General features: G+C 58.7%; 11 protein-coding genes and 2 tRNA genes. 1 reads left to right on the top strand and 12 read right to left on the bottom strand.

What is annotated here, in order from left to right; genetic code table 11:
• Positions 1–50: 50 nt before the first annotated feature.
• The 4 genes from AKG12_RS15435 to AKG12_RS15420 all read right to left on the bottom strand — a co-directional run bounded on the left by AKG12_RS15435 (position 51) and on the right by AKG12_RS15420 (position 2,522).
• Entirely contained in the window at positions 51–239 is a 189-nt protein-coding gene (locus AKG12_RS15435; protein WP_006310303.1) for a Trm112 family protein, read from the bottom strand.
• 10 nt (positions 240–249) lie between these two features.
• Positions 250–921: an LON peptidase substrate-binding domain-containing protein gene (locus tag AKG12_RS15430; RefSeq protein WP_052819468.1), complete on the bottom strand. Its 672-nt coding sequence runs from the start codon at positions 919–921 to the stop codon at positions 250–252.
• 69 nt (positions 922–990) lie between these two features.
• Positions 991–1,959: a thioredoxin gene (gene trxA / locus AKG12_RS15425; RefSeq protein ID WP_046799884.1), complete on the bottom strand. Its 969-nt coding sequence runs from the start codon at positions 1,957–1,959 to the stop codon at positions 991–993.
• 53 nt (positions 1,960–2,012) lie between these two features.
• A complete protein-coding gene (locus tag AKG12_RS15420; RefSeq protein WP_082178871.1) occupies positions 2,013–2,522 on the bottom strand; it encodes a prolyl-tRNA synthetase associated domain-containing protein in 510 nt (169 codons plus the stop codon).
• A 255-nt stretch (positions 2,523–2,777) separates the two neighbouring features.
• On the opposite strand from AKG12_RS15420, the gene AKG12_RS15410 reads away from it, so the two are divergent.
• Positions 2,778–2,852, top strand: a tRNA-Gly gene (locus AKG12_RS15410).
• 834 nt (positions 2,853–3,686) lie between these two features.
• Here AKG12_RS15410 and AKG12_RS15400 read toward each other — a convergent pair.
• The 8 genes from AKG12_RS15400 to glmM all read right to left on the bottom strand — a co-directional run bounded on the left by AKG12_RS15400 (position 3,687) and on the right by glmM (position 13,742).
• Positions 3,687–3,763, bottom strand: a tRNA-Met gene (locus AKG12_RS15400).
• A 135-nt stretch (positions 3,764–3,898) separates the two neighbouring features.
• Positions 3,899–5,095 carry a tRNA 2-thiouridine(34) synthase MnmA gene (gene mnmA / locus AKG12_RS15395; RefSeq protein WP_046799885.1) on the bottom strand — a complete coding sequence of 399 codons (1,197 nt, stop codon included), beginning with the start codon at positions 5,093–5,095 and terminating at the stop codon, positions 3,899–3,901.
• A 209-nt stretch (positions 5,096–5,304) separates the two neighbouring features.
• The gene (locus AKG12_RS15390; RefSeq protein ID WP_052819464.1) at positions 5,305–6,495 is read right to left on the bottom strand and encodes an OpgC family protein; all 1,191 of its coding nucleotides are present in this window, start codon (positions 6,493–6,495) and stop codon (positions 5,305–5,307) included.
• Positions 6,496–6,988: 493 nt separating this feature from the next.
• Positions 6,989–8,068, bottom strand: a complete 1,080-nt coding sequence (locus AKG12_RS30270; protein WP_052819463.1) for a Tim44 domain-containing protein — start codon at positions 8,066–8,068, stop codon at positions 6,989–6,991.
• Positions 8,069–8,294: 226 nt separating this feature from the next.
• Positions 8,295–9,890, bottom strand: coding sequence for a phosphoglycerate dehydrogenase (serA, locus tag AKG12_RS15380; RefSeq protein ID WP_046799887.1), 1,596 nt, complete (start codon positions 9,888–9,890; stop codon positions 8,295–8,297).
• Between the two features lie 83 nt (positions 9,891–9,973).
• On the bottom strand, positions 9,974–11,152 hold the full coding sequence (locus tag AKG12_RS15375; protein WP_052819462.1) for a phosphoserine transaminase: 1,179 nt from the start codon (positions 11,150–11,152) through the stop codon (positions 9,974–9,976).
• 207 nt (positions 11,153–11,359) lie between these two features.
• Positions 11,360–12,205 (bottom strand): outer membrane protein, encoded by an 846-nt coding sequence (locus AKG12_RS15370; RefSeq protein ID WP_052819461.1) that lies wholly within the window; start codon positions 12,203–12,205, stop codon positions 11,360–11,362.
• Positions 12,206–12,389: 184 nt separating this feature from the next.
• Positions 12,390–13,742 (bottom strand): phosphoglucosamine mutase, encoded by a 1,353-nt coding sequence (glmM, locus tag AKG12_RS15365; protein WP_052819460.1) that lies wholly within the window; start codon positions 13,740–13,742, stop codon positions 12,390–12,392.
• Between the last annotated feature and the right edge of the window lie 34 nt (positions 13,743–13,776).

The following is a 13,776-nucleotide window of genomic DNA, read 5'->3' as shown; positions in this document are numbered from 1 at the left end:
TCGTCAATTCACAACATGAGGATGCGTGAAGGCCAGCAGACGGGGGAAGACTAGTCTTCTATTTTACGCGCCTCGGAAATCAGCATGATCGGTACGCCGTCGCGGATCGGGTAAGCGAGCCTTGCGCTTTCGGAGATCAGCTCGTTGTGGGTCCGATCATAAGAAAGGCGTCCCTTGGTCAAAGGGCAGACCAGCAGCTCCAGGAGCTTCGGATCGACATTGCTCATCCTGTCGTCCATGGCGACAATCCTATTGCAGCACGGTGCCGCCCTCGCCCGACCCTTGGGCAAGAACGATCTCGGTGATGGCGATCAATGTTTCGGCCCGTGTCTTCAGGTCGGGTGCTTCAAGCAGCGCCTGTTTTTCGGCCGGACCGAAGGGAGACATCATGGAGAGGGAATTGACGAGGACACGATTGCCCGCCCTTTCCACGCTTTCCCAATCAGCCTCCAGCTGGTTTGCATCCAGAAACGCGCGGAATACCCTGAGCAGGTTTTCACGATCCACCGCCTCCTCGTTATATTCGCCGGAAAGATCGGCAATGAAGGGCGCATGACGGAAGCTGCGATAAGGCTTGTCGGCCTCCACCTCTTCCAACAAGCGGAAACGGCAGACACCGGTGAGAGAGATGACGTAACGGCCATCCCCGGTTTCGGAAAAGGAAGTGATGCGGCCAAGACATCCGACCGCACTCAAAGGCCCGCCTTCAATCCCCGCCTCAATGACATGCAGGGCCGGCTGCACCATGCCGATGACACGGTGGCCAGCCAGGGCCATGTCGATCATGGCGAGATATCTCGGCTCGAAAATATTGAGCGGAAGATGGCCTTCCGGTAGCAGCAGGGCACCCGGCAAGGGAAACACCGGTACGGTTTCCGGCAGATCGTCGTTCTTCACATATCTCGCATTTCCGACATGCATGGGATCAAGCCCCCTGTTCACCGCTGCCCGGCCGGCGGAATCAACCGCCGCGGCCGGGATATGCCCGCACTACGAAAACAATATTGCCGAAAGCTTCCGGCGGCCAGCGACGGTTGCCGGGTCCTTGAAGCCCCAGGCTTCGAAAAACTCCAGAAGCTGCCGGCGCGCGCCGTCATCATCAAAGGTCCGGTCCTTGCGCATGACATAAAGCAGATGGTCTGCCGCCTCATCGCGCCGCCCTTGAGCGTTCAGCACCTTGGCGAGCTTCACCCGTGCCTCGTGATGATCGGGATTGAGCGCCAGATCGCTTTCCAGCGCCACCGGATCGCCGATTTTTCGGGCTTCCTCATATTGCGCGATCTTTTTCAAAACGAGCTGAATGCCCGCATCTTCGTTGAGCTCCGCAGGCAGGGAGGAGAGCAGTTCGCTGGCCCGCTCATACTGACCGGCAGCGATCATGCATTCAGCGATACCGGCAATCGCCGCGGGGTTTTCCGGATCGGCCTGCATGACGGCACCGAACAGCTGTGCCGCACCGTTAAAATCGCCATCCGTCAGAAGCTGTTTCGCCTCGGTCAGAGCCGCCTCGATTTCGGCTTTCGGATCACCCGCATCCGGGCCGGCGATCTTGTCGATGAACTGCTTGATCTGGCTTTCCGGTACCGCGCCCATGAAGCCGTCCACCGGCCGACCATCGGCAAAAGCGACGATGGCGGGAATGGACTGGATGCCGAGCTGGCCCGGAATCGAAGGGTGATCGTCAATGTTCAGCTTCACAAGCTTCACACGGCCATTCGCTTCGTTGATGACCTTTTCGAGCACCGGCGTCAGCTGCTTGCACGGGCCGCACCAGGGCGCCCAGAAATCCACCAGAACCGGCTGGCGGCGCGATTCCTCAAGAACATCCTTGGAGAAAGCAGCTGTCGTTGTGTCCTTGATGTGACCGGAGGCCGCACCATTCAGCTCGCCGTTGTGATGCGCGCTTGCAGACATCTGCCCACCATAGGAACCGCCGTAAGGATTATTCGTGTCGCTCATGCCGGTCTCCCGCAATTTCTGTCGCATGTCTCAGTTGAAGCAAAGATCGTATCTCACTCACTGACTTTCAAGACAAGCGGCGCATGTCCGGTCGCCTCAAGAAAGCGAATGAGATCCTTCGACGCGATCGTCGTCGTCTGGTCGTTGGAAAGCGGATGGCCATTGACCAGTTCGTTTTCCAGAAGATCACTGTCGAGCACAAAGGTGACCTGCCTGCCAGTGTCGTTGATCGCCCCGAATACTGTCACCGATCCCGGTACGACGCCCAGATATTCGAGCATTTTTTCCGGCCTGCCAAAGGACACGCGGCTTGCAGCACCTATCGTCTTGTGAACGCTTTTGAGATCGACGATCGCATTCTCTTCGACAGTCAGAACAAAATATTGATCCTTTTTGTCCTTCACGAAAAGGTTTTTCGTGTGGCCTCCGGGAATGAGATCGCGCAGCGACTGGGACTCAGCAACGGTAAACACCGGTTCGTGCTGTTTCGTGGTATGAGAAATGCCGAGCCCATCCAGAAACTGGAAAAGCTCCATTGCCGTCCTGGGAGAATTCTCCGCCATATTCCGCCGCCGCCCCTGCCGATTTCGATACCGTTGCACTCCTGATTAAGGTGGCAACCGGCGCTTGGCAACGCAGGAAAAACCGCAGATATGAAAAACCGCCAATCATTTCCGTCGCTTGTCGCATTTTTCAAAGAAATTTTCGCGTTTTTGTCATTTCCCTGTTGCATTCCAAAATCGATTGAGCGATATAGCGCCCGTCGCCGCAACATGGTGACCCACGGTTCAGCGACTACCCCGGACCGGTGGATTTGAGCGGGTGTAGCTCAGGGGTAGAGCACAACCTTGCCAAGGTTGGGGTCGAGGGTTCAAATCCCTTCGCCCGCTCCAAATTTTCCAAAAAAGCCGAATCTTCACGGAATACTGAACTTCAGACCAGCGAGTTATGCAGGGTTATGCGGTTCGGGATCAAGAGTTCGCCATCTTCTTCGCCCCGTCAGAACAGCGGTGAAATTATCGGACGAATGGAACTTCCCCCGGAAATGGCCGTTTCAGATGCGAGGCTCCTAACCTCAGTTCCCCTCTGAATTGCCCGCCATGAGCGGGCATTTTTTTAAGGGCAACTGTCGCCGAGAAATAAATCCGCCCGTCTGGAACACCGCCCGTATACAGGGCGTTCTCCTGTGTTTGATCAACACCGGGGGAACACCCATGTCCGCAATCTCGAAAACTCTTTTGATTGCAGCACTCGCTGCCGTGACGATGCCGGCCGCCTCCTTCGCCGCAGACATGATCCCGTATGGCCACGACCAGCCTCCACGGCACAGAAACCATTATCAACCACGCACGGCTGAGAACACCTATTCGAATCGTACAGAAATGCGCTGCTCCGAGAACATCGTCTCCTATCAAGCGCCTTACCAGCGGCATACGGAGCTGGTCACGCTCTGCCATCCGCCACTAAATTGGCGAACGGAGCCGTCCACGGCAACAATATGGTCGCCATGATCTTGCCATAATTCATTCGATGTGCTTTTGTGCAGCCGCCCTTGTGGGAGGGGGTAGAGGTCGAGACCCGCTGGCTGCATTTTGGCAGCAGGCGGGTTTCCCTTTTTTTGGCAACCACTATGGGCCAGTACGCTGCTGAGGCACTTTCCGGCCTTGGGCAGACGGCAAAAAACAGGCGCACAAGGCGCTCATTTAATTTTGTACTTTGGATGAAAATGGTAGCGGGAGAGGGACTTGAACCCCCGACACGCGGATTATGATTCCGCTGCTCTAACCACCTGAGCTACCCCGCCACAGGGGAAACGTGACAGTCATGTGACCGGCCGTTCCTTCAGGATGAGCGGCTTATAAGGTGCCGCTCCCCAAAGTGTCAAGCGCAAGATGCGCAAAAAATTCGCTTTCCACCTCGCTGCAAAAAGCGAACCGTTTCAGGCCGCAACCGGCTTTTCCAGAAGCGCCTTCAGCGAAGCCTCGGCTTCCACCGAGCGTTCCGACCGTTCGATGAAACCGCCGCCGTAAACGCGGGCATCCGCGCCCGGCGCTGAATAGAGCACGCAGGCCTGGCCAGGGGCGACGCCCGCCTCGCCGGTCATCAGATCCACATAGATGCCGTTTTCGTCGGCATGCAGCACCGCTTCGGTTGGCGGACGCGTGGAGCGCACCTTGGCGAAGCAGGTAAAACCCTGCCCGGCATCATTTGCCAGCGCGTCATCGCCCAGCCAGTTCATATCACGAAGATAGACCCGGCGGGTTTCCAGCGCTTCGCGTGGACCAACGATGACACGGCGACCACGTGCATCAAGATGTACGACGTAGAGCGGCTCTCCCGTCGCCACACCGATGCCCCGGCGCTGGCCGATCGTATAATGCACGATGCCATCATGGCGGCCGAGCACACGGCCGTCCAGATGGACGATATCGCCGGCCAGAGCCGCATTCGGCTTCAGCTTGTTGATGATATCGGTATATTTGCCCTGCGGCACAAAACAGATGTCCTGGCTGTCGGCCTTTTTGGCCACGACAAGCCCCATATCTTCCGCCAGCGCCCGCGTTTCGGCCTTGGAAAGGCCGCCGAGCGGAAAGCGCAGGTAGTCGATCTGCTCCTGCGTGGTGGCAAACAGGAACCAGCTCTGGTCACGGTCGCTGTCGATCGGGCGATAGAGCGCCCGGCGTCCCGGCTGGCCGGAGACGGGGTTGGGGCGCGAGCGAATATAATGGCCAGTCGCCAGCGCATCGGCACCCAGCTCCTGCGCCGTGGCGAGCAGATCGGCAAATTTTACCGTCTGGTTGCAGGCCACGCAGGGGATCGGCGTTTCGCCCATCGCGTAGGCTTCGGCAAAGGGATTGATGACGGTTTCACGGAACCGTGCTTCATAATCCAGCACGTAATGCGGAATGCCGAGCGTTTCGCAAACCCTGCGCGCATCGTCAATATCCTGCCCCGCGCAACAGGAACCGGCGCGGTGCACGGCAGCACCATGGTCATAGAGCTGGAGCGTAATGCCGAGGACATCATAGCCCTCGCGCTTGAGGATACCGGCTACAACAGAAGAATCGACGCCACCGGACATGGCGACAACGATCCGGGTATCTTCCGGCCTCTTGTCAAAATCGAGCGTATTCACGTTTTTTCCCATCGTCAGTCATAACGGGGGTAAAGGCCCCGTCGCCTGTCGGTCATCCGCCGCGTGGGCATCAGCCGGAAAAACCGGACTGTCCTGCCTCGCCATCCTGCGGATTTAAGGGCTGCATATAGAAAGGAATGGCCGCGCACGCAAGTACGGGGCGGAAAACCGCCCCGTAAAGCCCTCAAACACGGGAAATGACAGTGGTGTTAAGCGCCAGCCGTCTTCTGGCCACTGCTGCCGATCCACTTGTCGCGCTCCCGCCACAGGGCGGGCAAAGCCAGCAATCCGATGGCCGTGAAGGCAATCAGCGTCTTGCTGACCTGCGACAGTTCCGCCGTACGGCCGTCCAGATAATAGACGCCGTAGACGATCGCCACGTGCCAGACATAGACCTGCAGCGAGTGGCGGCCGAGCAATTGCAGGAACTTCAACGACAGCACCCAGATCACGCCTTCGGCAATGGAGCGCACGAGCGGATTGTGATGCTTCGGACCGGCAATCACCAGCCAGGTGAGGCCGACGCCGACGGCGAGGAAGTTAATGAGATAGACGGGCCCGAAATCGGCGCGGATTTCCATGGTCGAGAACTTGCCCATCATGAATTCCGGCATCAGGCCCCAGGCCGTGGCGATGCGCAGAGGCAGGAAGAACAGGCAGATCAGCAGCGCAGCCTTTGGCAGCCACGTGTGCTGCGGCGAGAAGATCGCCTTCCACGGAATACGGTTCTGCGCCGTCATCGCACCCATAACCAGTGCCGAATAGAACACCAGCTGCCAGCCCAGCAGGTTGAAGCTGACGCGTATACCCTGCTCGTCCGCACCCTTGACGAGTTCGTTGAGCGGCGTCGTGACGATCTGCTGCAGGCCGAGCTGGCCAGCCATCCAGACCAGCAGGGAGCCGGCCATGACATAGGCCCACTTGCCATCGAGGCAGAGCTTCACCAGCACCGGCGCAAATATCATGTAGACGATATATTGCGGCAGAATATCCATGAAGGTCGGCTGGAAGAGGAATGTCGCAATCGCCGCCAGTCGCAACGGATCGTCGAACGACGTCATGCCAAGCCAGTTGTACCAGATATAGGGTGCATGCGGGATGACCATGCGGAAGAACAGCACGGCGATGACGAGACCCATCGCGTAACGATAGAGTTCCAGCGCCCGGTTCCAGATCATCTGCTTGCCGGCATCATAGCCGTATTTCATCATCTTGCGCGCATAGACCATGCCGATCAACAGGCCGGACAGGAACACGAAGCCCTGCGCGTCCTCGACAAAGGCAAACTGCCGGTGATTGATTTCCACCAGCCAGAAGCCGCCGGCAAACACCAGATGGTTGATCAGCATGAAAACGAGGAAGTAACCACGCATCCCGTCGATCAGATCAAAGCGTTTCATCTCGATAGCTCTCCGTTCTCACAGGGCCTGCGTTGCCCGGCCACCCAGCCCGGCTTGCGGGAGGCGGGCCGGGGATTGGATTGTCAACGCTGTTTTGCGGCTGAGGTTCCCTTTCCAAAGCGGTTTAGAACCGGCGCGAAAAGTCACATTGACGTGTATGCCCCGTGGTTAAGACGCGGGGACTGAATGCCGGATGAATGAAAAAAGGCCATTCCGTGGAAGCACTGAGCCATGCGCAGACAAGATGCCTTGGCAGGGAGCACGCAAACCCTTGCATGGCAGGGCGAAAGGCCAAATCGGAATTTGTGGGTGCGGCAGATATCACCCGTTAGATTTATCAGCCGTTTTTTTGCCCTGTCCCGCATCCGCCTGTGCCGGGCCGCAACCCGAATCAACACCAAAATCGGAGACATCGCGGGATTCTGGCAAACGAAAGCCCGGAGGTTGGTAAACCTCCGGGCCGCTCAGTTTAAAAAAGAAACTCGCTATCGCCTCAGGCGGCAGCCTGAATGGCGGCGACCTGCCAGTTGTCGTTGCCGCCACGGCGCACGAAGGTCCACATTTCCACCGCTTCGGAAGGCTTGTTCTCGTCACCCTCGATAACCTTGCCCGAGGTGCGATCGCGCATGATGTCGATGGCGGAGTAGCGCATGGCCACCGTCGCATAATCCTGCCCCTCTTCATGCCAGGCTTCGGCGACATCACCCTGCAACAGCGTCACGTCGCGGACGTCGTTTTTCACACCGCTCGTGGCATTGTCGCTCAGTTCCTCGGCGAGATAGGACATGGCTTCCGGGGTCGTCAGCTTGCGCAACGTGCCGTAATCCTCTGCAGCATAGGCCGACTGGACGTCTTCCAGCATTTTCTGGAAGGTTTCGAGGTCGCCCTGGGTGATGCCGATTTCATCGCCTTCCGAAATGGCGTTGGCGTGCGCCACCGGCTTGGCCGTTGCGGCAGTGGCCGCAGCCACGCCGCCCGCAGCACCGGCAAGCGCGCCGATCTTCGGGATTTTGAACGAGGATGCGGAAGGACCTGCCTGCGAGCCACCATTAAAGGAGGAACCGGAATGATCCGTGCGCTGCGAGCCGCCGGCTGCACCATAAGCGGGCTGGCCCTGACGGCGCGATGCGAAGAAACGCATGGCGAGCATCACCAGACCACCGATAAGCAGTACCTGCATCAGCATGCCGAAGAAACCGGCCATGCCGCCAAAACCGCCGCCCATCAACATGCCAAACAGACCACCCATCAACAGGCCGCCCATCAGACCACCCATCATGCCGCCAAACAGGCCACGGCTCTGCTGCGGGGCCGCCTGCGCACCGGGGCGCGCCGGCTGGGCAGCACTCGGCGCCGCCTGGTTGGTATTGGGAGTCATGCTGCGATTAATCGGCGCGGTCTGGCCCGGCGCGGTACTGGTCGAAGGTGGTGCTGAATATGTCCGCGTACCACGGCTGCCGAAACCACCGCCGGCACGGCGTGCCTCGGCCATATCAACCGCCACGAAAGACACCGCGATACCAAGTGCGGCGACTGCGAACAAACCCTTGAAGCGCCGAAAGGCAGCAAACATCACTATCTCCTGTTGGCCGCCCTCCCATGAGCGGCATGTCAGCAGGCGATATAGCAACTCATGATCATCATTTTTAGACCACCCGGCTTAAATTTTTCGTGATATGCAACCGAAACGCGAGACGGTCGCACATTGCCGTGAAATCGATGGTCGGAAAAACGAAAAACCCGGCGCAGGGTCTCCCCTGAACCGGGCCTTATTGTCCCCTTGGGAGGAACGATGGGTATCAGTCGACGTTGAAAGTCAGCGGCTTGACCTGGCGGATGGCCGGGTTGGCGCGCAGCTTGTCCAGCACGGTTTCGGAAACCGGACCATCGACATAAAGCAGCGCGATGGCGTCGCCGGCTTCCTTTTCACGGCCAAGCTGGAAGTTGGCAATGTTGACGCCAGCTTCACCAAGCGTGGTACCCATGAAGCCGATCATGCCGGGAACGTCGGTATTGGTGATGTAGATCATGTGCGATCCGACATCGGCATCCATGTTGATGTTCTTGATCTGGATGAAGCGTGGCTTGCCATCCGAGAACACCGTGCCGGCAACCGAGCGGATCTGGTTTTCCGTCTTGACCGTCAGCTTGATGTAACCGTCATAAACGCCGGTCTTGTCGCGCTTGACCTCGGAGAGGATGATGCCCTTTTCCTTGATCATGACAGGTGCCGAAACCATGTTCACATCGGCAACCTGGCTGCGGATCAGGCCGGCCAGCAACGCACTGGTCAATGCCTTGGTGTTCATGTTGGCGGTTGCGCCGTCATAAAGGATTTCGATTTCCTTGGTGGCGCTTTCCTGCACCTGACCGACGAAGGAGCCGAGAACATCAGCCAGACGGATGAAGGGCTTCAGGCGCGGTGCTTCTTCAGCCGTGATCGACGGCATGTTTATGGCGTTGGAAACCGCACCCTTGACGAGGTAATCCGACATCTGCTCAGCAACCTGAAGAGCGACGTTTTCCTGCGCTTCCGTGGTGGATGCGCCAAGATGCGGCGTGCAGACGACGTTCGGCAGGCCAAAAAGCGGGCTTTCGGTGGCGGGCTCAACTTCGAACACGTCGAAACCGGCGCCGGCGACATGGCCGGACTTGATGGCTTCGGCAAGCGCCGCTTCATCCACCAGACCGCCACGGGCGCAGTTGACGATACGAACGCCCTTCTTGGTCTTGGCAAGGTTCTCTGCATTGAGGATGCCGCGCGTCTTGTCGGTCATCGGCACGTGCAGGGTGATGAAATCGGCCTGGGCCAGCAGTTCGTCCAGCTCAACCTTGGTGACGCCCATTTCCTGCGCACGCTCCGGTGACAGGAAGGGGTCATAGGCGAGAACATGCATCTTCAAGCCCAGCGCACGCGAGCAGACGATGGAGCCGATATTGCCGGCGCCGATGACGCCGAGCGTCTTGCCGGTGATTTCGACACCCATGAATTTCGACTTTTCCCACTTGCCGGCCTGCGTGGAGCTGTCTGCGGCCGGAAGCTGGCGGGCGACGGCGAACATCAGCGCAATCGCATGTTCCGCAGTGGTGATGGAGTTGCCGAAAGGCGTGTTCATGACGATGATACCGCGGCGCGAGGCTGCCGGAATATCGACATTGTCGACGCCGATACCGGCGCGGCCGATGACCTTGAGGTTGGTCGCCGCCTCGATCAGCTTTTCGGTTGCCTTGGTGGCGGAACGGATGGCCAGACCATCGTAATTGCCGATGATTTCGGCAAGCTTGTCCTTGTCCTTACCGAGCTTCGGCTGGAAATCGACTTCGACGCCACGATCACGGAAAATCTGGACGGCGGTTTCCGACAGTTCGTCGGATACGAGTACGCGAGGTGCCATGGTTTACGGGCTCCTTGAAAAATGGTGCAGTTTTGAAAGCGGGGAATGTGCGGCCCTGCATCTGCGCAGGGCCGGTATCAAAATCAGGCGGCAGCCTTGGAAAGTGCTGCCTTCTGCGTCTGGTAGGCCCAGGCGAGCCAAGGCATGACGGCTTGCATATCCGCCGTCTCGATGGTGGCGCCGGCCCAGATCCGCAGACCGGACGGTGCGTCACGGTAAGCGCCGATATCGAGGGCGACATTTTCCTTCTCGAGCAGGGCAACGACGCCCTTGGCGAAATCAGCCTGTGCGGCCGCGTCCAGCGCCTGCACTTCGGGATCGACGATCTTCAGGCAGACGGAGGTGTTGGAACGGGTTTCCGGCTTGACGGCCAGATTGGCGATCCAGTTGTTCTTCTCGATGAAGTCGTAGATAACCTTGGCATTGGCATCGGCACGGCCGATCAGCGCCTTGAGGCCACCGAGGTTCTTCGCCCACAGCAGCGCGTCGATATAGTCCTCAACGCAAAGCATGGACGGGGTGTTGATGGTTTCGCCGGTGAAGATGCCTTCGATCAGCTTGCCGCCGGAGACCATGCGGAAGATTTTCGGCAGCGGCCATGCCGGCGAGTAGCTCAGCAGGCGCTCGACAGCGCGGGGCGAAAGAATGATGACGCCATGGCCGCCCTCGCCGCCCAGAACCTTCTGCCAGGAGAAGGTGACGACGTCGAGTTTCGTAAAGTCCATGTCCTGTGCGAAGGCTGCCGAGGTGGCGTCGCAGATGGTCAGGCCCTTGCGGTCGGCCGGAATGAAATCGGCATTGGGAACACGAACGCCTGATGTCGTGCCATTCCAGGTGAAAACCACGTCACGGTCGAAATCGACTTCGGCAAGGTTCGGCAGCAGGCCGTAATCAGCCTCGAACTTGCGCACGTCCTTCAGCTTCAGCTGCTTGACGACGTCGGTGACCCAGCCAGCGCCGAAGCTTTCCCAGGCGACCATATCGACGCCACGTTCACCGAGCAGCGACCAGAGCGCCATTTCAACAGCGCCGGTGTCGGATGCAGGAACGATGCCGATGCGATAATCGGCGGGAACATCAAGAATTTCACGGATGAGATCGATGGCCTGCTTCAGCTTGGCTTTGCCAACCTTTGCGCGATGCGAGCGACCGAGCGGTGCATCGGAGAGAGCATCTAGCGACCAACCGGGACGCTTCGAGCAGGGACCAGAAGAAAAATGTGCATTGCCCGGACGGAGGTCCGGCTTCACTATATCTGTCATTTGACTACCCTTTCAGATAGGCGCCTCTCGTTAGGGAGAGGTGTCCTGCCGCCGTTGCTATTCCTGTCGCCGATCTCAGTCAAGCGGAATATGTCGCTGCACAGAAGAATTTTGGTCCATATGCGTCATGCGCCAAGCCGCTAAAACAAAACCGCCCGCACCCAAGGAGGATGCAGGCGGCTTAAAGCTATCAGTCTGGCGTGACGTTTATTTGTAAACGGCAGGCTGCAGCGGAATATCGGCAGGCGGCATATATTGCGCCGTATCGCAACCGTTGAAGACATAGCGGCCACCGACGCGCACTTCATGCGAATAAAGGCCCTTGTCACGGCCCGGACCGCCGCCATTCTCGTAAGCGAACATATCGCCCTTGTTGATGTGGCGGAAACGATAGCCGATATCAGCCTTCAGGTTACAGGTGACGTCGATCGACGCACCTGCCATCAGGGCATAAGCGAAGCGCCACTTGCCCTTGCCGCCGTGCTCGGTGGTCGGGTCGCAGCCCAGGCCATTGACGCTGCACGATGTGTTGCGCAGCTTGTCCCACTTGACGTAGGAGCCACCGATACCGCCACCGACATAAGGCGTGACACGGCCATAAGTGCCGAGATCGACATAGGCGTTGGCCATCAGCGTGTAGGCCCTCAGCGAGCTGAGATCAGCCGAAACACAGCGACCCGGAACAGAGCCGCAGAAACCGCTCGTGGAGCCGCGGAAATCCGACTTGCCCATATAGTCGAAGGTCACGTCACTGCGGAAATAGTTGTTGAACTGATAACCGACACCGGCGCCGACGACATAACTGTCCTTGATATCAGCCGTATCGAAATCCTGCAGATAACCACCCGGTCCGCCCTGATAATAATGGGCGCCGCGCAGCTTGTTGAAGGAATAACCGACGTCGCCGCGCAGATACCAGCCGCTGGACTGCGTGATCTGAACTTCCGGCGCCTCGACATAGGCGGGCGCTGGTTCGGCTTGGTAAAGGTCGGCGCCGACGGCGCTTGTGCCGGTCAGCAGAACGGCCAGAAATCCGGCCAGGGCGTTTTTCATGACTTCCACTCCAGAATAGGCACGTGCGTTGCGGCAGCTGCCAGTGAACTGTTCAGTCACGGAGAGTGGCGTAAAATGGTTAAGTCCCGATTAACCACGATCATTCACTATATTTATTAGAAAACACGCAAAGAAAAAGCCGGCTTGAAGGCCGGCTTTTGTCTTTCGTTACTGTCGCGATAACTCAGGCGGCCGAGCGGGCGCTGGAGATGACGCCGACCAGATGGTTGACGATCTTTTCGACTTTTGCGCTATCGTCGCCCTCCGCCATGACGCGGATCAGCGGCTCGGTGCCGGAAGGACGGATGACGAGGCGGCCATTATTGGCCAGCGCGCTTTCCGCATCGGCGATTGCCTGCAGCACGACCGGATTTTCAAGCGGCTTGCCACCGGAAATGCGCACATTTTTCAAGAGCTGCGGCACGGGCTCAAACTTCCGGCAGACTTCACTAACCGTGCGGCCGGAACGCTTGACCTTGGCGAGAACCTGCAATGCTGCGACAAGACCATCACCGGTCGTGCCGTAATCCGACAATACGATATGGCCGGACTGCTCACCGCCGACGTTGAAATTGTGGTTGCGCATGTGCTCGACCACATAACGGTCGCCGACCTTGGTGCGGGCAAGAGTGAGGCCCTTGTCGCCGAGGAACCGCTCCAGGCCAAGGTTGGACATGACGGTCGCGACAATACCGCCGCCGCGCAGCGTGTTATCGTCGGCCCAGCTATCGGCGATGACCGCCATCAGTTGGTCGCCATCAACGATCTCGCCGCGTTCATCGACGATGATGACACGGTCCGCATCGCCATCGAGCGCGATGCCGATATCGGCCCGCACTTCATGCACCTTCTTCTGCAGGGCTTCCGGATGGGTGGAGCCGCATTCGAGGTTGATATTGATGCCATTCGGTTCGTTGCCGATGGTGACGACCTCTGCGCCGAGTTCCCAGAGTGCCGCCGGAGCCACCTTGTAAGCCGCGCCATTGGCGCAGTCGATGGCGATCCGCAGGCCGCTCAGCGTCACATCACGCGGCAGGGTGCGTTTGACGAATTCGATATAGCGGTAGATATCGCCATCCACGCGCTTGGCGCGGCCGATCTCGCTGGGCTTCGCCAGTTGCGCGTATATATCCTTGTCGAGAAGATCTTCGATCTCCAGTTCCAGCTCGTCGGAAAGCTTGTATCCGTCAGGTCCGAAAAGCTTGATGCCATTATCGGAGAACGGGTTATGTGAGGCCGAGATCATCACGCCGATATCGGCGCGCAGCGAGCGGGTGAGCATGGCGACGGCCGGCGTCGGAATAGGCCCGAGCAGGAAGACATCAAGGCCGGCAGCGGTAAAACCGGCAACCAGCGCATTCTCCAGCATATAGCCCGAAAGCCGGGTATCCTTGCCGATCACGACGCGATGGCGATGATGGCCACGCCGGAAGATCGTGCCGACGGCAATGCCCACACGCATCGCCAGATCCGGCGTCATGGGGAAGACGTTCGATTGTCCGCGGATACCATCGGTTCCGAAATAACGGCGTGCCATTTGAACTCCAAATCTTTTCAAGCATTCCGGCACA

Source organism: Agrobacterium sp. SUL3 (genome assembly GCF_001263295.1).
GTDB classification, from domain to species: domain Bacteria; phylum Pseudomonadota; class Alphaproteobacteria; order Rhizobiales; family Rhizobiaceae; genus Agrobacterium; species Agrobacterium tomkonis.
The sequence above is the reverse complement of the archived record's forward strand: the minus strand, read 5'-3'. Positions and strand labels throughout refer to the sequence as shown.